At 57.1% G+C, this 19,665-nt stretch carries 22 protein-coding genes; 4 read left to right on the top strand and 18 right to left on the bottom strand.

Annotation, left to right across the window (positions count from 1 at the left end):
- Positions 1 to 80 precede the first annotated feature (80 nt).
- From VDP61_RS12890 to VDP61_RS12875, 4 genes are all read right to left on the bottom strand, one after another.
- A complete protein-coding gene (locus VDP61_RS12890; RefSeq protein WP_323007277.1) occupies positions 81 to 863 on the bottom strand; it encodes an alpha/beta hydrolase in 783 nt (260 codons plus the stop codon).
- Positions 863 to 2,164, bottom strand: a complete 1,302-nt coding sequence (locus VDP61_RS12885; protein ID WP_323007276.1) for a TRAP transporter large permease — start codon at positions 2,162 to 2,164, stop codon at positions 863 to 865. The genes VDP61_RS12890 and VDP61_RS12885 overlap by 1 nt, the downstream gene beginning before the upstream one ends.
- A gap of 11 nt (positions 2,165 to 2,175) precedes the next feature.
- On the bottom strand, positions 2,176 to 2,673 hold the full coding sequence (locus VDP61_RS12880) for a TRAP transporter small permease (RefSeq protein WP_323007275.1): 498 nt from the start codon (positions 2,671 to 2,673) through the stop codon (positions 2,176 to 2,178).
- A 65-nt stretch (positions 2,674 to 2,738) separates the two neighbouring features.
- A complete protein-coding gene (locus VDP61_RS12875) occupies positions 2,739 to 3,722 on the bottom strand; it encodes a C4-dicarboxylate ABC transporter substrate-binding protein (protein ID WP_323007274.1) in 984 nt (327 codons plus the stop codon).
- 232 nt (positions 3,723 to 3,954) lie between these two features.
- Here VDP61_RS12875 and VDP61_RS12870 point away from each other — a divergent pair, with 232 nt between their 5' ends.
- On the top strand, positions 3,955 to 4,839 hold the full coding sequence (locus VDP61_RS12870) for a LysR family transcriptional regulator (protein WP_323007273.1): 885 nt from the start codon (positions 3,955 to 3,957) through the stop codon (positions 4,837 to 4,839).
- Here the strand turns inward: VDP61_RS12870 and VDP61_RS12865 are convergent.
- Positions 4,774 to 5,724: a LysR family transcriptional regulator gene (locus VDP61_RS12865; RefSeq protein WP_323007272.1), complete on the bottom strand. Its 951-nt coding sequence runs from the start codon at positions 5,722 to 5,724 to the stop codon at positions 4,774 to 4,776. The two genes, VDP61_RS12870 and VDP61_RS12865, sit on opposite strands and share 66 nt — an antisense overlap.
- A gap of 107 nt (positions 5,725 to 5,831) precedes the next feature.
- Between VDP61_RS12865 and VDP61_RS12860 the strand changes: the two genes are divergently transcribed.
- The 3 genes from VDP61_RS12860 to VDP61_RS12850 all read left to right on the top strand — a co-directional run bounded on the left by VDP61_RS12860 (position 5,832) and on the right by VDP61_RS12850 (position 9,571).
- Positions 5,832 to 6,854, top strand: coding sequence for a D-cysteine desulfhydrase (locus VDP61_RS12860; RefSeq protein WP_323007271.1), 1,023 nt, complete (start codon positions 5,832 to 5,834; stop codon positions 6,852 to 6,854).
- Positions 6,855 to 6,991: 137 nt separating this feature from the next.
- Positions 6,992 to 7,960: a YeiH family protein gene (locus VDP61_RS12855; RefSeq protein ID WP_323007546.1), complete on the top strand. Its 969-nt coding sequence runs from the start codon at positions 6,992 to 6,994 to the stop codon at positions 7,958 to 7,960.
- Positions 7,961 to 8,323: 363 nt separating this feature from the next.
- Positions 8,324 to 9,571, top strand: a complete 1,248-nt coding sequence (locus tag VDP61_RS12850; RefSeq protein ID WP_323007270.1) for an anaerobic sulfatase maturase — start codon at positions 8,324 to 8,326, stop codon at positions 9,569 to 9,571.
- A gap of 573 nt (positions 9,572 to 10,144) precedes the next feature.
- Here VDP61_RS12850 and rplP read toward each other — a convergent pair.
- From rplP to rpsL, 13 genes are all read right to left on the bottom strand, one after another.
- Entirely contained in the window at positions 10,145 to 10,558 is a 414-nt protein-coding gene (gene rplP, locus VDP61_RS12845; protein WP_323007269.1) for a 50S ribosomal protein L16, read from the bottom strand.
- A 12-nt stretch (positions 10,559 to 10,570) separates the two neighbouring features.
- Positions 10,571 to 11,281: a 30S ribosomal protein S3 gene (rpsC, locus tag VDP61_RS12840; protein WP_323007268.1), complete on the bottom strand. Its 711-nt coding sequence runs from the start codon at positions 11,279 to 11,281 to the stop codon at positions 10,571 to 10,573.
- The gene (gene rplV / locus VDP61_RS12835; protein WP_050524392.1) at positions 11,281 to 11,661 is read right to left on the bottom strand and encodes a 50S ribosomal protein L22; all 381 of its coding nucleotides are present in this window, start codon (positions 11,659 to 11,661) and stop codon (positions 11,281 to 11,283) included. Before rplV ends, rpsC begins: the two co-directional genes overlap by 1 nt.
- Before the next feature lie 3 nt (positions 11,662 to 11,664).
- Positions 11,665 to 11,943, bottom strand: coding sequence for a 30S ribosomal protein S19 (gene rpsS, locus VDP61_RS12830; RefSeq protein ID WP_323007267.1), 279 nt, complete (start codon positions 11,941 to 11,943; stop codon positions 11,665 to 11,667).
- A gap of 3 nt (positions 11,944 to 11,946) precedes the next feature.
- Positions 11,947 to 12,786 (bottom strand): 50S ribosomal protein L2, encoded by an 840-nt coding sequence (gene rplB / locus VDP61_RS12825; RefSeq protein ID WP_323007266.1) that lies wholly within the window; start codon positions 12,784 to 12,786, stop codon positions 11,947 to 11,949.
- A 167-nt stretch (positions 12,787 to 12,953) separates the two neighbouring features.
- Positions 12,954 to 13,250 (bottom strand): 50S ribosomal protein L23, encoded by a 297-nt coding sequence (locus tag VDP61_RS12820; RefSeq protein WP_022705633.1) that lies wholly within the window; start codon positions 13,248 to 13,250, stop codon positions 12,954 to 12,956.
- Entirely contained in the window at positions 13,247 to 13,867 is a 621-nt protein-coding gene (rplD, locus tag VDP61_RS12815) for a 50S ribosomal protein L4 (protein ID WP_323007265.1), read from the bottom strand. The genes VDP61_RS12820 and rplD overlap by 4 nt, the downstream gene beginning before the upstream one ends.
- A complete protein-coding gene (rplC, locus tag VDP61_RS12810; RefSeq protein WP_323007545.1) occupies positions 13,857 to 14,720 on the bottom strand; it encodes a 50S ribosomal protein L3 in 864 nt (287 codons plus the stop codon). The genes rplD and rplC overlap by 11 nt, the downstream gene beginning before the upstream one ends.
- Positions 14,721 to 14,731: 11 nt before the next feature.
- The gene (gene rpsJ, locus VDP61_RS12805) at positions 14,732 to 15,040 is read right to left on the bottom strand and encodes a 30S ribosomal protein S10 (RefSeq protein ID WP_323007264.1); all 309 of its coding nucleotides are present in this window, start codon (positions 15,038 to 15,040) and stop codon (positions 14,732 to 14,734) included.
- A 77-nt stretch (positions 15,041 to 15,117) separates the two neighbouring features.
- Positions 15,118 to 16,293 (bottom strand): elongation factor Tu, encoded by a 1,176-nt coding sequence (gene tuf, locus VDP61_RS12800; protein WP_323007263.1) that lies wholly within the window; start codon positions 16,291 to 16,293, stop codon positions 15,118 to 15,120.
- A gap of 113 nt (positions 16,294 to 16,406) precedes the next feature.
- Positions 16,407 to 18,530, bottom strand: coding sequence for an elongation factor G (fusA, locus tag VDP61_RS12795; RefSeq protein WP_323007262.1), 2,124 nt, complete (start codon positions 18,528 to 18,530; stop codon positions 16,407 to 16,409).
- Between the two features lie 9 nt (positions 18,531 to 18,539).
- Positions 18,540 to 19,010 carry a 30S ribosomal protein S7 gene (rpsG, locus tag VDP61_RS12790; protein WP_323007261.1) on the bottom strand — a complete coding sequence of 157 codons (471 nt, stop codon included), beginning with the start codon at positions 19,008 to 19,010 and terminating at the stop codon, positions 18,540 to 18,542.
- An 11-nt stretch (positions 19,011 to 19,021) separates the two neighbouring features.
- The gene (gene rpsL / locus VDP61_RS12785; RefSeq protein WP_323007260.1) at positions 19,022 to 19,393 is read right to left on the bottom strand and encodes a 30S ribosomal protein S12; all 372 of its coding nucleotides are present in this window, start codon (positions 19,391 to 19,393) and stop codon (positions 19,022 to 19,024) included.
- Between the last annotated feature and the right edge of the window lie 272 nt (positions 19,394 to 19,665).

Genomic DNA, 19,665 nt, shown 5'->3' with positions numbered 1-19,665 from the left:
CCTTTGATTTCAGGCCGCGATATGTGAGGAAGGCTTTAAGGCGAAACGCTTTAGACATCTGCGATTCCAGAAAGAACGCACTATCCGGGGGCGGGCCTGACCGTGATTTCGGCAAAGAACCCATCAAGAATCAGGTGGAACAACTTGGGTTTTTCCAGATGGGCGGCGTGGGCAGCCCCTGGAATAACGGCCAGCTCACCATTGGCCAGATTGCGCCAAAGCGACTCGACCTGTTGCCAGCGGTAAGAGCGGTCGGAATCACCCCACACAACCAAAGTCGGCATGGTAAGTTTATTGAGCGCGGGGCGCCCATCCCACTGGGCCATGGCATTAAGGGCGGCGCCTGCCGCCTGAACGCTGGCTTGCGCGCCAATATCACGGATCGCGGGAAAGCCGGGCGCGTCTTCGCCCGTGCAAAACCATGTGGCACCAATCCGCTGGGCCGTCTTAGCGACCCCCTCCTCCAAAAGTCTTTGGCGCGAAACATCTATGGGTTCAAACCGATCCGGCATGGCCCCTAGCGGCCCGGTTCCATACAGAACAAGCCGGATCACCCGCGCGGCGTTATGCGCCGCCATTTCCTGTGCAATCATACCGCCCATCGAATGACCAAGCAGGATGAACCGATCGACACCGAGTTGATCAAGCAGGTCAATCACCGCCTGTGCGAACCCCTCTATCCGGTCACATCCCGGCCGGTCTGCCGCCGCACCAAACCCCGGAAGGTCTGGCGCGATGACGTCATAATTTGCGCTATAGCGGGCAATTTCCGCTTCCCATTGTGCGGCCCCGCCCAAATACCCATGGACAAGAACCAGCGTGGGGCCGCGCCCTTGGCGGCGATGGGGCAAAAGCGCGGGCATCAGCGCATCTGCTCTGGCAACCACAGGGCAATCTGCGGGGCCGCAATCAAAACCGCGATCAGCAGGATCATCGCGCCGATAAAGGGCAAACACCCTATGATAACATCGCCGATTGTCACCTGATCACGGCTGATTGCCTGTATGACATAAAGGTTAAGCCCGACAGGTGGCGTCAGCACCGCAATCTCCATCGTGATGGTATAGATGACACCGAACCAGATCAGATCAAAGCCCGCCGCATCCATCAGCGGATAGATTGTCGGCAATGTGATGAAGGTCATCGACACCGGCTCCAGAAACATTCCAAGGATGATGTAAAAGACCAGAACAATGACCAGCACCGTGTAAGGTGACAGATCGAAGGACATGAACAATTCGGTGAATTGCTGGGGAACGCGGTAATAGGTCAACACAAATCCGAACAAGACGCCCGCCGACAAAAGCAGCCCCAGATAGCCCATGGTGCGCATCGTCGCAAAAATTGAATCGACAAAGCCTTTCCACGTCAACCCGCCAACACCAAAGGCAAGGATAACGGTCAGCAGCGCCGCAATGGCCGCAGCTTCTGTGGGTGTGGCGATACCGGCATAGATGGCAACCGTGATAACAAGGCCGATCAAGACGACAGGCCCAACAGTGGCCAGAATCATCCGCATCGGCATCTTGTCGGCTTCTTCCTGATTGGGGATATCCTCTGGTTTCAATATGCCCCAGATCAGCACGATAACGACGAAGCTCGACACAAGAAGCAAGCCGGGGATAACGCCCGCGATGAACAGGTCACCGATGCTTTGATCTGCGACAATACCGTAAAACAGCAAAATCAGGCTGGGCGGGATAAGCACCGACAGCGTGCCCCCTGCGGCCAGAACGCCACTGGAAAGACGCTTGCCATAGCCCAGACGCAGCATTTCAGGCAAGGCAACGCCGCCGATGGTCAGCGCGCCCACCATGGACGACCCACACACCGCGCCAAAGCCGGCACTTGCGCCGATGGACCCATAAGCCGCAGAGCCCCTGATCCGCACGCCCTGGTGCAAAAACTGATAGAGATTGGGCCCGATCTGCGATTTTCCGATCAACTCGCCCAAAAACACGAAAAGCGGCACCGCCAGCAAGATATAGTCGATCCACACCCCCCAGAGTTTCAGCTCGGAGGAGACGACGGAGGTCGAAAACCCCTGAATATTCCAGAGAAACGGCAGCGAAGCGGCCGCAAGAGCAAAGGGGATCGGCAAGCCGATCACGATGAAGAGCATCAAAAGGCCCAACAGCCCCAGCCCGACAGTATACCATTCCATAGTCGTGCCCCTTATTCGGCTGGCGTGCGGATCAATCTGATCAACCGCAAGACTGCGTAAAAAGTGAAAAGGATAAGCGCCAAAGCCCCCGGCGCCCAAAACAGATAGCGCGGCCAGTGCAGGATTTCGGACGCGGCACCTGAATTGAATGAACGGATTGTGGCGCTGACGCCCGCATAGGCAAAAAACCCGCCCACGCCGATCATCAGCAGGTGGTTTACAATCGCCACCCCCTTGCGCGGCCCAGCCCCCAGCAAATCCGTGGCCATCGTGACCTTGGGATAGGCATCTTCGCGCATGGCAAAGGCAAGGCCGGCAAAGGCCACGGGAAACAACAGCAACGCAGTCGCCTCGGTCACCAATCGGTCAGGCGCACCCAAGGCATAGCGCACAAACACGCCGTAAGAAATCCAGACCATCTGCACCAGAACAATCACTGCCCCGGCCCCGGCCATCCAGACAACAAGCCGCTCGACGGCGGAAATCAGGCGATCCAATCCATCGGTCATCACGCACCTCATTTGTGGGTAAATAAAGGGAATTGCCCGCCAGCTATGGCGGGCAATCAGGGGGGTCAGTTTGCGTGTTGTGCCATCAGGGCGCGGAACGCATCGGCCTTTTCAGCCCCACAGGATTTATCGACTTCAGGCTTCCACTTCTCACCAATGACACCAAGCAGCTCTGCCGTTTTTTCGGTGCTCAGCGTCAATTCGGTGCCGCCTTCCTTGACCGCAGCGGCAACCTGTTCATCCACCCAGGTTTCATACAGCGGCTGAAGCCAGGTTTCGGTTTCTGATGCGGCGGCGGTCAAGGCTGCCTGTTCATCGGCAGTCAGGCTGTCAAATTTGTCTTTGTTCATCATGTAGATGATGTTGCCATAAAACAGGTTGGCATTGATCATATGGGGCATAACCGACCACAGCTTCCAGGAGCTATAGGTCGCAACACCCATATTGATGCCATCGACCACACCACGCTCTGCCGATTGGAACACTTCTTTCGGGGCGACAAAAACGGGCTGGCCACCCCATGTTTCGATCATCATGCTGACCAGCGGCCCAATGGAACGCACAAGCTTGCCGTCAAGTTTGCTCAGATCCGTGTTTTCTTCATCAAACCACCATTCCTGATCGTAGGAGTAGTTGGAATTGATAAGCGGGACGAGGCCCACATTCGCGGCCTCATCGCGAATCAGGTCGGCATAGGCGGCGTCCAGCGCAGGCTGCTGATCAAGATTCACGTTGGCCGGGTAAAGCGAGGTTGCAACGTAGCAAGGCAGGCGGGTGTCGGCGTTGATCCAGCTGATATCGGACACGCCACCTTGCAGCGCATCGACGCCTTCGGACCAGCCGTGCAGGGTTGAAGACGGAAAAATATCTACCTTGACGCTGCCGCCGGTCTTTTCGGCAACCAATTCGGCAAAATGCTGAAAGCCCTGATAGCGCACATCGGATTCGTTGACATAGGTGGACAGACGAATTGTCGTTTCGGCATTGGCAAAACCGGCGGTGGCAGCCAGTGCCAGCGTGATGGCTGTTGTGGTCCAGGTTCTTTTCATAGTTCTCTCTCCCATTGAAATCAGATGCTTGATTTATGCGGCCCTGACGCCCCGATCATGGCGTGAGCAGTATCAGACAGCATGCGCCCCTTGGCTCCTCCTCAAGGCGGATCATGTTACGCAAGGTAATCCACGACCCGTAAACCGTGCCAATAAAAACATGGAATTAAACAATGCAGAATCGGTATGGTTTCATTTAACGTGGCCAAGGATGGGGTCAGGGGGCATTGGCATGGATCTGAACTGGTTACAGGATTTTGTCTGCTTGGGGCGCGTGTTGAACTTCACCCGTGCCGCCGAAGAACGAAACATCACCCAGCCCGCATTCAGTCGGCGCATAAAATCGCTTGAAATCTGGCTTGGCACGCCTTTGGTCAAACGCTCTACCTATCCGGTGCAATTGTCGGATGCGGGGGTTCAATTCCTTCCTGTCGCGCGAGAGATGGTCACCACCTTGACCGACATCCGCCAAACCATCCGCGCGGCGGAACGCGGCACGACAGCCTTTCAGCGTTTTGCCGTATTGCACACGATTTCCGTCCACTACCTGTCGGGCCGTATCGCCGAGCTGGAAAACGACATTCCCGGCCTGCGGGTTCGCGTCTATTCTGACAACCTGCGCACCTGCTGCCAGTTCTTGCAGGAAGGCAATTGCGATTTTTTGCTGTATTACCGCCACAAAGACGTGATGCCGGTGTTCGACGAACGTCAGTTTGAACGCAAGGATATCGGGGTGGAACGGTTCATCCCAGTGGCTGAAACTCAGGCGGCTTTGGCCGGTGGGTGGAATCTGTCGGCGCAGACTGGCGGCGATATACCCTATCTCAGCTATGACCCGGCAAGTTTCCTTGGAACCGTCGTCGATCAGATCATCGGCACGCGCAAGCCACGACTGGCCCTGTGTTACATGGATGCGCTGGCCGAGGCGCTTAAACGAAGGGCGCTGGCGGGAAGTGGGGTCGCATGGCTGCCGGAACGGGCCGTTTCGGATGAAATCGCGCGGGGTTTGCTGATGGCTGTCGGCGGCGCTGAATGGCAGACAACGCTGACACTATCCCTGTTCTGTTCGGTCGACCGGTTGGACCGCGTCGGCAAGCAGGTCTGGACGGCGCTTTGAACCTGCATCGGGATAGAGGCTGTCCAACAAGCCCTGACGGATGCGCTGGACCTGTGGCTGGCGCGGCTCCGGCAGCCAGATCATCACAAGATCCAGCTCACTCGCGGGCAGAATATCCTCCAGCAAGCACAGCTCTTCCTTGTCCAGCGCGTCTTGCACCAAAGAGAGGGGCAACCAGGCAACCCCAATCCCGCTTATCGCATAGCGATAGGCGGCCAAGGTCAGCGCGGTTTCCGCCTTGGATAGCGTCGTGATGCCCTCGGGCAACCGTGGCGCAAGGCCAAGCGCAAAGACCCGCCCCAAAAACACCTCTGCCGGATAGCTGACGATCGGAACCACGGGGCCGTTGGCGGCGGCGCGCAAGGCAGGCATGCAAACCGGGACCAACCGCTCTGTGTCCAACAAGACGCTTTCAAAGGCGCGCGGAATCGCGGCGGTTCGGGCCGCGGGCGATTCATACATCAGCGCAAAGTCGACCTCTCCGGACAGCAGCATCATCAGACATTCGTCACGGTTGCCCGACCGGACCCGCACCGACAAATTGTCTTGCTCGGTCAAGGCGGCGACAATACGGGGCGACACGGTGGCGGTGATCGCGTGCTGGCAGGCAAACGCAATCGCACTGCCAACGCCGCCCCCTAGCCCCGCACGCAGCGCCACCAGCCGGGCCGCTGCATCGCGCAAGTCTGGTTCCAGGGCGCGAACAGATGGCAGCGCCTCTATCGGTTTGCGACTGCGGTCGAAAAGCGTGGCCCCAAGGCTGTCTTCGATCATGCGGATACGGCGGGTAAAGGCCGACTGGGTCACAAAACGCCGATCCGCTGCCCGCGCAAGTGACCCCGTGTCCAAAACGGCCAGTATATCTTCTATCCATTCAAGCCGCATCGCCGCCCCCCAACTTGCACTTTGTGCATTATAGAGTGGAAATTTCGCATTACCAAATGAATCTGAACTGCTGTAACCGTCCATTATGTCAACTTGAGGAGTTCCCCATGCATCTTGCCCGTTTCCCCCGCCGCTTCATCGCCCACCTGCCCACCCCGCTGGAGCGGATGGACCGCTTGACCAAAGAGCTTGGTGGCCCCGAAATCTGGATCAAGCGCGACGATTGCACCGGTCTTAGCACCGGCGGCAACAAGACCCGCAAGCTGGAGTTCCTGATGGCCGAGGCCGAGCTTGAAGGGGCAGACATGGTGATCACACAAGGTGCTACCCAGTCAAACCACGCCCGTCAAACCGCTGCTTTTGCCGCCAAGATCGGCATGGATTGCCATATCCTGCTGGAAGACCGCACTGGTTCAAACGACACCAACTACAACCATAGCGGCAACGTGCTGCTGGATCATTTGCATGGCGCTACGACCGAAAAGCGCGCTGGCGGCACCGATATGCAAGCCGAAATGGAAAAGACCGCCGAAAAGATGCGCGCTGATGGCCGCAAGGTTTATATCATTCCGGGCGGCGGCTCAAACCCGACAGGCGCTTTGGGTTACGTGAATTGCGCGTTTGAAATGTTGGCGCAAGTCAACAACAGCGGCACAAAAATTGACCATATCGTCACCGCAACCGGCAGTGCGGGAACGCAGGCCGGGCTGATTGTTGGCCTGAAGGCCATGAACGCGCAGATCCCGCTTTTGGGCATTGGCGTGCGTGCGCCGAAAGAGGCGCAAGAGGCAAATGTATTCAAACTGGCCTGCGCCACTGCAGATAGGTTAGGGTGCAGCGGTGTGGTAAAACGTGAAGATGTGGTCGCCAACACCGATTATGTCGGCGAAGGCTATGGCATCCCGACGCAAAGCGGCATGGAAGCGATCCAGATGTTCGCAGAGTTGGACAGCATCCTGTTGGACCCGGTCTATTCCGCCAAAGGGGCTGCCGGCCTTATTGACCTGATCCGCAAGGGCCACTTCAAAAAGGGCGAACGCGTCATCTTCTTGCATACAGGTGGGTCGGCTGCCCTGTTCGGCTATACCAAAGCGTTCGATTACGCCGACCGCTGGACCGACCGCGCCTAAACGCAGAAGGCGGCCCCTGCCCGCGCGCCCGGGCCGCCTTGTTTTTTCCCTCAATCCGCCCCGAGGTCATCATGTCAGAGTCCCCCACTTCGGCGTTTTTCGCCCGGCTGCGCCTTTCGCCAAACTTCGGCGCCCTGATGCCGGGATTTGCGGTATCGGTCGTGATTGCCATCACCTCGCAGTTCCTCTCGGACCATTACGGCGCGCCCGCGATGCTGATGGCGCTGCTTTTGGGCATCGCTTTTCACTTTCTGGCAGAAGAGGGGCGCTGCGTTGCGGGTATCAACGTCACCTCGCGCACGGTGTTGCGACTCGGCGTGGCCTTGCTGGGCGCGCGGATCAGCGTTGACCTGCTGATCGGCCTTGGGGCCCCTTTGATCCTGTTGATCATCGGCGGGGTTGTCCTGACAATCTTGTTCGGCATTCTGGGCGCGCGTCTATTGGGCCGCGGGTGGCGGTTCGCTTTGCTGACAGGCGGCGCGGTCGCGATTTGTGGTGCTTCCGCCGCCATGGCCATTGCCGCCGTTTTACCCAAGAACAAACATTCTGAAAGCAACCTGATTTTTACCGTTTTGGCCGTTACCGTGCTGTCGACCATCGCGATGATCGCCTATCCGCTGCTTGCCACCTTTATCGGGCTTGACCCGCAGGCAACCGGCGTCTTTCTGGGCGGCACGATTCATGATGTCGCACAGGTTGTGGGCGCTGGTTTTTCGGTCTCGGAACAAACGGGTGACACAGCGACGCTGGTAAAGCTGATCCGCGTGACTATGCTGGCCCCTGTGGTTTTGTGTTTTTCACTGGCCATTCGGGCGCGGGGTGATGCCGATAACACAGGCGGTGCGCGCCCGCCACTGGTCCCCGGCTTTGTTCTGGCCTTTCTGGCGCTGGCTGCTGTTAATTCCCTCGGGCTGGTCCCCGCACCTGTGGCCGATCTTTTGGGCGATTTGTCACGATGGGCGCTTTTGACCGCGATCGCGGCGGTGGGAATGAAGACCTCGCTGCGCACGATCCTAGACGTGGGCGGGCAGGCGATTGTGCTGATCGTTGCAGAAACGGTATTTCTTGCCGCATTCATTTTGGTCGGCTTGCACTGGCTAACATGATCCGCCCGGCAGAAAATATCGGCCACATACAGCGTTGCGCCTTTGACCTGAACAAAGACCCATCACATGACGCATTGAAATCCTTGACACAGAACGAACCCAAAAGGCAGCATGAAATCACCCCGATTACATCTTGGCCGCGCCGCAAACCTGCCGAACAAATGGGGTCGCTGCGGCCTGCCCCCGCGAATACTGGTTTGAACGTACAGCCGGATGGCTTGCCCTTGGAACAAGCAAGCCAAACCACTGGAAACATGATCACCTTGATCGTGACGCGGGCAGTCTTTACGCGTAGTCATTGCCTAGGGGGGCGTTTAAGAATACCACTCGCTGCGGTGAAACTGCAAAAAAATCGGTGTTTACATGTCAGCCCAGCCCCTGCCTTTCGTGATCATGACCAAGCCGATCGGCCCCCGTTGCAACATTGACTGCACCTATTGCTACTACCTCGAAAAGGAAAAACTCTACCCGTCCGAAAAGAAGTTCCGCATGTCCGATGTGGTTTTGGAAACATATATAAGGCAGTTGATCGAAACCTCTGTCGAGGCCGGAATGCGCGAGGTTCCTTTCGCTTGGCAGGGCGGTGAGCCCACAATGCTGGGCGTCGATTATTTCCGCAAAATCGTTGAGTTGCAGAATAAATATAAACCGCCAGGTATCGCGATTTCAAATGCGTTTCAGACCAACGGGACGCTTTTAGACGACAATTGGGGCGCATTCCTCAGGGACAATCAGTTCTTGGTTGGGATAAGCGTGGACGGCCCCAAAAGGCTGCATGACCGCTACCGCATTGATAGGGCCGGGCGCCCGACCTTTGATGCTGTTATGCGCGGGCTTGATGTTTTGCAGCGTTTTGAAGTTGAGCATAATGCCTTGTGCACCGTCCATCGCGCGAATGGCGGGAAGGGAAAGGAAGTCTATACATTCCTCAAGGGATTGGGGATTGAATACCTTCAATTCATCCCAATCGCCGAGCGCAACGGCACGGATGGGCTTGCCAGCGCACCCCAGGTGGACATGGATCCTGGCAACAGCATCACGGAATGGAGCGTCAGCCCCCGCGCTTATGGCAAGTTTCTTTGCGATATTTTTGATACATGGTTTCGAAAAGACATCGGCAAGGTGTCCGTTCAGTATTTTGATGTGCAGTTGGGGCTGTGGCTGGATGGGCGGTCTTCACTTTGCGTCTTCTCGGAAACCTGTGGCAATGGGTTGGCCCTGGAACATGATGGCAGCCTCTATTCCTGCGATCACTATGTATACCCAGAATACCGGCTAGGCGGCATTCTGGACACCCCGCTTCGAGATATGCTGTGGACGGATCGACAGGCCAACTTTGGCCTCGACAAGCGCGAAGGTCTTACCGCGCAGTGCCAATCATGCTCATTCCGCTTTGCCTGCAACGGCGGATGCCCGAAGCACCGCTTTGCCACCGCGCGGAACGGTGAGGCCGGTCACAATTATTTTTGTGAAAGTTACATGATGTTTTTCCAACATGCTGGAAAAAGGATGCAAGAAATGGCCCGCCTGGTTGCGCAGGGGTTGCCCGCAGCACAAGCTGCAAGCCGCAAAAGGCCAGGTACCGCAATCGGCATCGCGACTCAGGCCTGAGAGGCCTGTTTTTTTATCCTGACAGGGGCCGCCCATATTGTTCGCGTGACCATCACGAAATCCCGCGTCAGCATGGGGCCATGGCGTCAATAAGCGGCAAGGCACCTGCTATGGCACGCCGCCATCGAGGCGGTCTTCACAACCATCAAGGCCGGGTTGATCTGGCACAGATCGCGGGAACCGCGGCGTCTGGCGAAAACCGCCGCTGTAACCCGCGCCGTCGGTATTCAACATCGGCAGGCAAAACCCCCGTCGCCTTCGGACGAACAGTGACCGCGGGGCGGCAAAACCATGCGCCAAGACCAATACGACTGATGCGCCCCAAGGCCCTGAACCCGTGCACTTGGCTTGGATCCGAACGGGGGCGGATAACACAGCCCCACGCAACCAAGGCCATCAATTGCATGTTTGCGAAAGACGCCCACCGCGAGCCCTTCGCCGGATAGAAAGATTTGATGCCTGTTTCAAACAAAAAGCCCCGCCATTGCTGGCGGGGCTTTTATTTCTACTGAGCGGCGTGCGGCAAATTACCAACGTAACTGGCTGCGCCGCGCTGGTCGCGCTAGCGCGATCTTACCAATCTTCGCGCTGGACGACGCGGGTCAGGACCGGAAGCTTCATCGCGCCAAGGCGCAGGGCCTCGCGGGCGATCACCTCGGATACACCGTCGATTTCAAACATCACGCGGCCAGGTTTTACCTTGGCTGCCCAATAATCGACAGAACCTTTGCCTTTACCCATCCGCACTTCAGTCGGCTTGGACGATACCGGAACATCCGGGAAAATCCGGATCCAGACGCGGCCCTGACGCTTCATGTGGCGGGTGATGGCACGACGCGCAGCTTCGATCTGGCGCGCGGTGACGCGCTCCGGCTCGACAGCCTTCAGGCCGAAGGTACCGAAGTTCAACAGAAAGCCGCCTTTGGCCTCGCCACTGATCTTGCCTTTGAACTGTTTGCGGAACTTGGTCCGTTTAGGTTGCAGCATCTTTTTGCTCCCTTACGTGCGTTCGCGGCGCGGCTGGCGCGGAACAGCGCCTTCCTGTGCCTCGGCGTGACGACGATCATGTGCCTGCGGATCATGTTCAAGGATTTCGCCCTTGAAGATCCAAACCTTCACACCGATGATACCATAGGCAGTGGACGCCTCGTGGTGGGCATAGTCAATGTCAGCCCGCAGCGTGTGCAAGGGAACCCGGCCCTCACGGTACCATTCGGTACGCGCGATTTCCGCACCACCCAAGCGACCAGCCACGTTCACACGGATGCCCAAGGCCCCCATGCGCATCGCGTTCTGAACGCCACGCTTCATGGCACGACGGAAAGATACCCGGCGCTCCATTTGCTGTGCAATCGACTCGGCGACCAGCTTGGCGTCCATTTCCGGCTTGCGGATCTCAACGATGTTGAGGTGCAATTCGGAAGCGGTGAACACCGAAAGCTTCTTGCGAAGGCCTTCAATATCCGCGCCTTTTTTGCCGATGATGACGCCCGGACGTGCAGTGTGAATGGTCACACGGCATTTCTTGTGCGGGCGTTCAATGATGACTTTGGATACGCCGGCTTGGACGCATTCCTTGTGGATGAACTCGCGCATGCGCAGATCTTCCAGCAACAAATTGCCGTAATCTTTGCTTTCTGCGAACCAGCGGCTGTCCCAGGTACGGTTGACCTGGAGGCGCATACCGATCGGATTGACCTTCTGACCCATTATGCGGACTCCCCTTTTTGACGAACCAAAATCGTCAGTTGGCTGAACGGCTTCATGATCTTGCCGAAACGGCCACGCGCACGCGGGCGACCGCGCTTCAGCGTCAGGTTCTTGCCGCAATAGGCTTCGGCTACGATCAGCTCATCCACGTCAAGACCGTGGTTGTTCTCAGCGTTGGCGATGGCCGACTGAAGGCACTTTTTAACGTCCTGAGCGATACGCTTTTTCGAGAAAGTGAGGTCGGCCAAAGCCTTGTCCACCTTCTTGCCGCGGATCAGACCAGCAACGAGGTTAAGCTTTTGCGGCGAGGTCCGAAGCATCTTGGCCAATGCCATTGCTTCGTTATCGGCCACGCGGCGCGGATTTTTTGCCTTGCCCATGACTTATTTCCTCTTGGCTTTTTTGTCGGCTGCGTGACCATAATAGGTCCGTGTTGGCGAATATTCACCAAACTTCTGGCCGATCATTTCTTCGGTCACCGAAACCGGGACGTGCTTTTTACCATTATAGACGCCGAACGTCAGACCGACGAACTGCGGCAGAATGGTAGAACGGCGCGACCAGATCTTGATCACTTCGTTTTTGCCGGATTCGCGTGACTTCTCGGCCTTTTTCAGGACGTAGCCATCGACGAACGGGCCTTTCCAGATTGAACGTGCCATGGATTAGCGGCCCTTCTTCTTGGCGTGACGCGACCGCAAGATGTATTTATCTGTGGTCTTGTTCGAACGGGTACGGTTGCCCTTGGTGCCTTTGCCCCATGGTGTAACCGGATGACGACCGCCCGAGGTACGGCCTTCGCCGCCGCCATGTGGGTGATCGATTGGGTTCATTGCCACACCGCGAACGGTCGGGCGAATACCCTTGTGACGCATGCGGCCCGCTTTACCGAAGTTCTGGTTTGAATGGTCCGCGTTGGAAACGGCACCAACCGTCGCCATGCATTCCTGACGCACCAGACGCAATTCGCCCGAAGACAAACGAATCTGTGCGTAGCCACCATCACGACCGATGAACTGCGCATATGTCCCGGCGGCGCGTGCAATCTGCCCGCCCTTGCCCGGCTTCATTTCGACGTTGTGAACGATCGTACCGATCGGCATGCCCGAAAACGGCATTGCGTTGCCCGGCTTTACGTCAGTCTTGGCGCCAGCGACAATGCTGTCACCCACACCCAGACGCTGCGGTGCGAGGATGTAGTTAAGCGTACCATCCTCATACTTCACCAAAGCGATAAACGCGGTCCGGTTGGGATCGTACTCGATCCGCTCAACCACCGCAGTCATGTCGCGCTTGGTGCGTTTGAAATCTACGATACGGTACAGGCGCTTTGCCCCACCGCCGTGATGCCACATTGTAATTCGTCCGGTGTTGTTCCGGCCACCCGATTTGGTCAAACCCTGAGTAAGGGCTTTGACCGGACGGCCTTTCCACAGCTCCGAACGGTCGATCAGAACCAACCCGCGTTGGCCAGGCGTCGTCGGTTTGTACGACTTGAGTGCCATGCTCTCTGTCTTCCGTTAGCTTGGGGGTCACATAAGGTGACCCAGGTTATAGGGCTCCGTAGATCCCCGGAGATCGTCACAGGCCGAAAATCAAAGATCCTCGTCCTGCGCCGTTAAAAATCCACGGCCCCGAGTAAACTCGGGGCCGCAAGATTCGGTGCCTTCTATCAAAGCCCGGTAGAGACGTCGATAGTATTTCCCTCTTCGAGGGTCACATAGGCCTTTTTCTTGTCGGAACGAACGCCGGGGCGCCCTTTGAACCGCTTTACCTTGCCTTTGGTGATGGTCGTATTCACGGCCTTCACCTTGACGCCGAAAACTGCCTCGACAGCTTCTTTGATCATCGGCTTGGTTGCATCCATCGCCACCTGAAAAACAACGGCATTGGCTTCTGAGGCCAAGGTTGCCTTTTCGGTGATGATCGGCTTGCGGATCACATCGTAATGGTTCGGTTTCACGCTCATTTCAAACGAGCCTCCAGTGCTTCGATCCCTGCTTTGGTGATCACCAACTGATCCCGCTTCAGGATATCATAGACGTTAGCCCCCATGCTTGGCAGAACATCGATGCTGTCGATATTGCGCGCGGCAAGGGCAAAGTTTCCGTCAATTTCTGCACCGTCGATGATCAAGACGCGTTTCCAGCCCAATTCCTTTGCCATCTTGGCAAGGGACGAGGTTTTGGAATCGGCCATTGTCGCCGTGTCCAGAATGATCAACTCACCCGCTTTGGCCTTGGCCGACAGCGCGTGACGCAGACCAAGCGCACGGAACTTCTTGGGCAGGTCATGCGCATGGCTGCGCGGAACCGGGCCCTTGTAGATACCGCCGTGACGGAAGATCGGCGCGCCCTTGTCACCGTGGCGTGCGCCACCGGTGCCTTTTTGGCGATAGATCTTCTTGGTCGAGTAGCTTACGTCCGAACGACCCAGCGTCGAATGTGTACCAGCCTGGGCTTTCGCCCGCTGCCAGCGCACAACACGGTGCAGAATGTCGGCGCGCGGCTCAAGGCCAAACAGTGCCTCATTCAGGTCAATGGAACCGGCGCTGCCGCCGTCCAGCTTGATGACATCAGCCTTCATTTTTATCGCCTCCATCAGTCGCAGCCGCATCGTCGCCGCCAGTGCTGGCTTCTGCTGCTGCCAAGGCCGCTTCTTCAGCTGCTGCTGTCTCTGCTGCCAGTTCAGCCGCGCGTGCTGCTTCTTCTGCCGCTGCCGCTGCTGCCGCTGCTTCTGCGGCCTTCTTGGCTGCTTCACCAGCCGAACGCAAAGCCGCAGGCATGATCACGTTATCCGGAACGGCTTTTTTCACCGCATCCTTCACCGTCACCCAACCACCTTTGGAGCCGGGCACAGCGCCCTTTACCATGATGATTCCGCGTTCGCTGTCAGTCTTGACGACCTGCAGGTTCTGCGTGGTGATACGTGCCGAGCCCATGTGGCCCGCCATTTTCTTACCCTTGAACACCTTGCCCGGATCCTGACACTGGCCCGTAGACCCGTGCGAACGGTGCGAAACCGACACACCGTGGGATGCCCGAAGACCCCCAAAGTTGTGACGCTTCATCGCACCCTGGAAACCTTTACCGATCGAGGTGCCGGCGATGTCCACATACTGACCTTCAAAGTAATGGTCAGCAGTGATCTCTTCGCCCACATCAATCATGCAATCGGCTGTGACACGGAATTCGGCAATCTTGCGCTTGGGCTCAACATTCGCCTTGGCAAAATGGCCGCGCATCGCAGCGGTGGTCCGCTTGGCTTTGGCCAGACCGGCACCCAATTGCACGGCGGTATAACCGTCGCGATCAGCGGTGCGCTGTGCCACAACCTGCAGGTTGTCGAGTTGAAGAACGGTTACAGGAACCTGCTTGCCGTCTTCGAGGAACAGCCGGGTCATGCCCAGCTTTTTTGCAATAACGCCAGAGCGCATAATCTGATGCCCCCTTATACTTTGATTTCGACGTCAACACCCGCAGCGAGGTCGAGCTTCATCAGCGCGTCCACGGTCTGGGGGGTTGGATCGACGATATCGAGAAGACGCTTGTGCGTACGGATTTCCCACTGGTCGCGCGACTTCTTGTCGATATGCGGGCCACGCAGAACCGTGAATTTCTCAATCTTGTTTGGCAATGGAATCGGGCCGCGCACGGTGGCGCCAGTCCGTTTCGCGGTGTTTACGATTTCCAGTGTGGACGCATCCAGCACCCGGTAATCGAAGGCTTTCAGCCTGATACGGATCGTTTGACTTGACATGGTTATGTGCCCTTCAGGCTTGGCGGGAAATCAGGCCCGATGTCTTGCGACACCGGGCCCGACCCCTCTGCCAATAATTAAGCGATAATTTTCGAAACGACGCCGGCGCCGACGGTACGGCCGCCTTCACGGATGGCGAAGCGCAGTTTTTCTTCCATGGCGATCGGGGCGATCAGTTCTACGTTGAACTTCAGGTTGTCGCCCGGCATCACCATTTCGGTGCCTTCCGGCAGCTCTACAGTACCCGTCACGTCGGTTGTGCGGAAGTAGAACTGTGGACGGTAGTTCGCAAAGAATGGCGTGTGACGGCCACCCTCTTCTTTGGTCAGAATATAGGCTTCTGCCTCAAACTTGGTGTGCGGCTTGACCGAACCCGGCTTGCACAGAACCTGACCACGCTCGATGCCCTCACGGTCAACACCGCGCAGCAGCAGGCCCACGTTGTCGCCAGCCTGACCCTGATCCAGCAGCTTGCGGAACATTTCAACGCCGGTACAAACGGTTTTCTTGGTGTCGCGGATGCCCACGATTTCCATTTCTTCGCCGACCTTGATGATCCCGCGCTCAATCCGGCCGGTCGCAACAGTGCCACGGCCCGAGATCGAGAACACGTCTTCAACCGGCATCAGGAACGGCTGGTCAACAGCGCGCGCCGGAGTCGGGATATAGGAGTCAACAGCCGCAAGCAGCGCCTTGATCGACTCTTCGCCGATTTCCGGGCGGGTGCCGTTCAGCGCATGCAAAGCCGACCCACGGATGATCGGAATGTCATCGCCGGGGTAGTCGTAATTGGACAGCAACTCGCGGATTTCCATTTCCACCAGTTCCAGCAGCTCTTCGTCGTCGACCTGGTCAACCTTGTTCATGTAGACGACCATGTAGGGAATACCCACCTGGCGGCCCAAAAGAATGTGCTCGCGCGTTTGCGGCATCGGGCCGTCAGCGGCGTTCACAACCAGGATAGCGCCGTCCATCTGCGCCGCACCGGTGATCATGTTCTTCACATAGTCGGCGTGGCCGGGGCAATCGACATGCGCATAGTGACGCTCTGCCGACTCATATTCCACATGGGTGGTCGAGATCGTGATCCCGCGGGCCTTTTCTTCGGGCGCGTTGTCGATCTGATCATAGCCCTTGAAATCGCCAAAATACTTCGTGATCGCCGCTGTCAACGTCGTCTTGCCGTGGTCAACGTGACCAATCGTGCCAATGTTTACGTGCGGTTTGTTACGTTCAAACTTTGCCTTAGCCATAATGGCCTCCTGTTCATTTATCGGGCGCCGGGGTGAACCCCGGCCTACGGGGTGGTAGGGCGGGGTTCATGTCTGCGCGCCGCAAGCGAAACGCAAACCACCCGCCACACCTATCAAGCGAATTTCTTCTGGATCTCATCAGAGATGGTCTGTGGTACCGCATCATAGTGGTCAAAGTGCATCGAGAACACAGCACGTCCCGAGGTCATCGACCGCAAGGTGTTGATATAGCCGAACATATTGGCCAAAGGCACCATCGATGCAATCACGTTGGCATTGCCACGGCTATCCTGCCCCGTCACCATACCACGACGCGAAGTCAAGTCACCGATCACGCCACCCGTATATTCTTCCGGCGTAACCACCTCGACCTTCATGATGGGTTCCAGCAGTTTCGCCCCAGCTTTGCGCAGACCTTCGCGCATCCCGGCACGCGCCGCGATCTCGAACGCCAGAACAGAGGAGTCAACATCATGGAAAGCGCCATCAATCAGCGCAACCTTGAAGTCGATAACAGGGAAGCCCGCCAATGGGCCCGAGTCCATAACAGACTTGATACCTTTTTCCACACCGGGGATGTATTCTTTTGGAATAGCACCACCAACGATCCTGGATTCGAAGGAATAGCCTTCGCCCGGCTCGGTCGGCGAGATGATCATCTTGATACGCGCAAACTGGCCTGTACCGCCGGATTGCTTCTTGTGCGTATAGTCGATCTCGGCTTCGCGCGACACGGTTTCACGATAAGCCACCTGCGGCGCACCGATATTGGCCTCGACCTTGAATTCGCGACGCATGCGGTCAACGAGGATGTCGAGGTGAAGTTCGCCCATACCCTTCATGATCGTCTGGCCCGACTCGAAATCGGTTTCCACACGGAAGGATGGATCTTCGGCTGCCAGACGTGCCAGCGCGATACCCATTTTTTCCTGGTCAGCCTTGGTCTTCGGCTCGACGGCGATTTCAATCACCGGCTCGGGGAAGGTCATGGTTTCCAGAACGACCTGATTGTTCGGGTCGGACAGGGTATCACCGGTCGTGGTTTCCTTCAGGCCGGCCAAAGCGATGATGTCGCCAGCAAAGGCTTCTTCAATCTCTTCACGGTTGACCGAATGCATCATCATCATACGACCGACGCGCTCTTTGCGGCCTTTCGTTGTGTTGACCATCTGATCGCCCTTTTTCAGCTGACCCGAATAGATCCGCGTGAAGGTAAGCGAGCCGACGAAGGGGTCGTTCATGATCTTGAACGCCAGCGCCGAGAACGGCATGCCATCATCAGCCGAGCGTGGCTGGTCACGGGTTTCTGTTTCGTCACCGGCCTTGAAGCCCATATAGGCAGGCACGTCCAGCGGCGATGGCAAGAAGTCGATGACCGCGTTCAACAGCGGCTGAACGCCCTTGTTCTTGAACGCCGAACCGGCAGTCACCGGAACGAAATCCAAGGCCAATGTGCCCTTGCGGATCAACGCGCGCAGGGTCGCATCATCAGGCTCAGTGCCTTCCAGATACGCTTCCATTGCAGCATCATCCTGCTCTACAGCGATTTCAAGCAGGTTCATGCGCCATTCAGCCGCAAGTTCCTTGAGCTCTTCGCGGATAGGGCCACGAGTCCAGGAAGCGCCGACATCTTCGCCCTTCCAAACCCATTCTTCCATCTTCAAAAGGTCGATGACGCCTTCCAGCTTGTCCTCGGAACCAATCGGCAAGGCGATTGGCAGCGGGGTCGCACCGGTGCGGTCCTTGATCATCTTGACGCAGTTAAAGAAATCAGCGCCGACCTTGTCCATCTTGTTGACAAAGACGATACGCGGAACCTTGTAGCGATCAGCCTGGCGCCAAACGGTTTCGGTCTGCGGCTCTACACCAGCGTTGGCGTCCAGCAAGCAGATCGCACCATCCAGAACCGCCAGCGAACGCTCAACCTCAATTGTGAAGTCAACGTGGCCGGGGGTGTCGATGATGTTGAAACGATATTTCGTTTCATTGGTGCCTTCATTGGTCGGGTCTTCCTGACGCTGCCACGAAGTTGTGGTCGCAGCGGAAGTGATCGTGATGCCGCGCTCTTGCTCTTGCTCCATCCAGTCCATGGTAGCAGAGCCGTCATGCGTCTCGCCCATTTTGTGGTTTTTGCCTGTATAGAACAAAATACGCTCGGTCGTCGTGGTTTTACCCGCGTCGATATGCGCCATAATCCCGATGTTGCGGTAGTGGTCGATTGAAAAATCGCGAGCCATGATGCCCCCTTACCAGCGGTAATGGCTGAACGCTTTGTTTGCGTCGGCCATTTTGTGTGTATCTTCCCGTTTCTTAACGGCAGTACCACGGTTGTTGACGGCATCCGAAAGCTCGGCGGCCAGACGTTCTTCCATGGTGTTTTCGTTGCGCTTGCGGGCAGCAATGATCAGCCAGCGAATGGCCAATGCTTCGCGGCGCTCAACGCGCACATCAACCGGCACCTGATAGGTGGCACCACCAACGCGGCGCGACCGTACTTCGACGGACGGCTTCACGTTTTCAAGCGCTTCGTGGAAGCACTCGATCGGGGCGCGCTTCAGGCGCTCTTCAACGCGGCTCAGCGCGTTATAGACGATGGATTCGGCAATAGATTTTTTGCCGTCAATCATCAGGTTGTTCATGAACTTTGTCAGAACCTTATCGCCATATTTGGCGTCGGGCAGAATCTCGCGTTTTTCAGCGGCGTGACGACGTGACATATCTTATCCCCTCACTTCGGCCGCTTTGCGCCGTATTTCGAACGACGCTGACGACGATCTTTAACACCTTGGGTATCCAGCACACCGCGCAGGATGTGATAACGGACACCCGGAAGGTCTTTGATACGACCGCCGCGGATCAGGACAACAGAGTGTTCCTGAAGGTTGTGCTTTTCACCCGGAATGTAGCAAATAACCTCAAAACCATTGGTCAGACGCACTTTTGCGACTTTCCGCATGGCCGAGTTCGGCTTTTTCGGGGTTGTTGTGTAAACGCGTGTACACACGCCACGTTTTTGCGGGCAGGATTCCAAGTGCATCGACTTGGACCGCTTCACGCGCGGTTCGCGCGGGTTGCGGATTAGCTGTTGGATCGTTGGCATTCACGTTCCTCGTGTTGCAACTGTCAATACTCGCGCCGGTCATATCCGGCACACTGCTTCTCGACGGCATCTTGTGCCTTCACAAAACACCAAAACCGCAGTCGTCACCCCTGCGGGTAACGGTGCGGTGGAATTCCAGAGGATCGGGGCGTTTTACGGCCCGGATCGTGACCACTTCAGTCTTTGAGACCTTCGGACATGCTTGCACATACGTCAGGTGTCTGGGCGTATAGGGGGAGTCGCAAGCAATGTCAACACTTGCCCCGCGGGTG

This window comes from Pseudorhodobacter sp. (assembly GCF_034675685.1).
Classification (GTDB): Bacteria; Pseudomonadota; Alphaproteobacteria; order Rhodobacterales; family Rhodobacteraceae; genus Pseudorhodobacter.
Note: the sequence above shows the minus strand (reverse complement) of the source record. Positions and strands in the feature narration are given on the sequence as shown.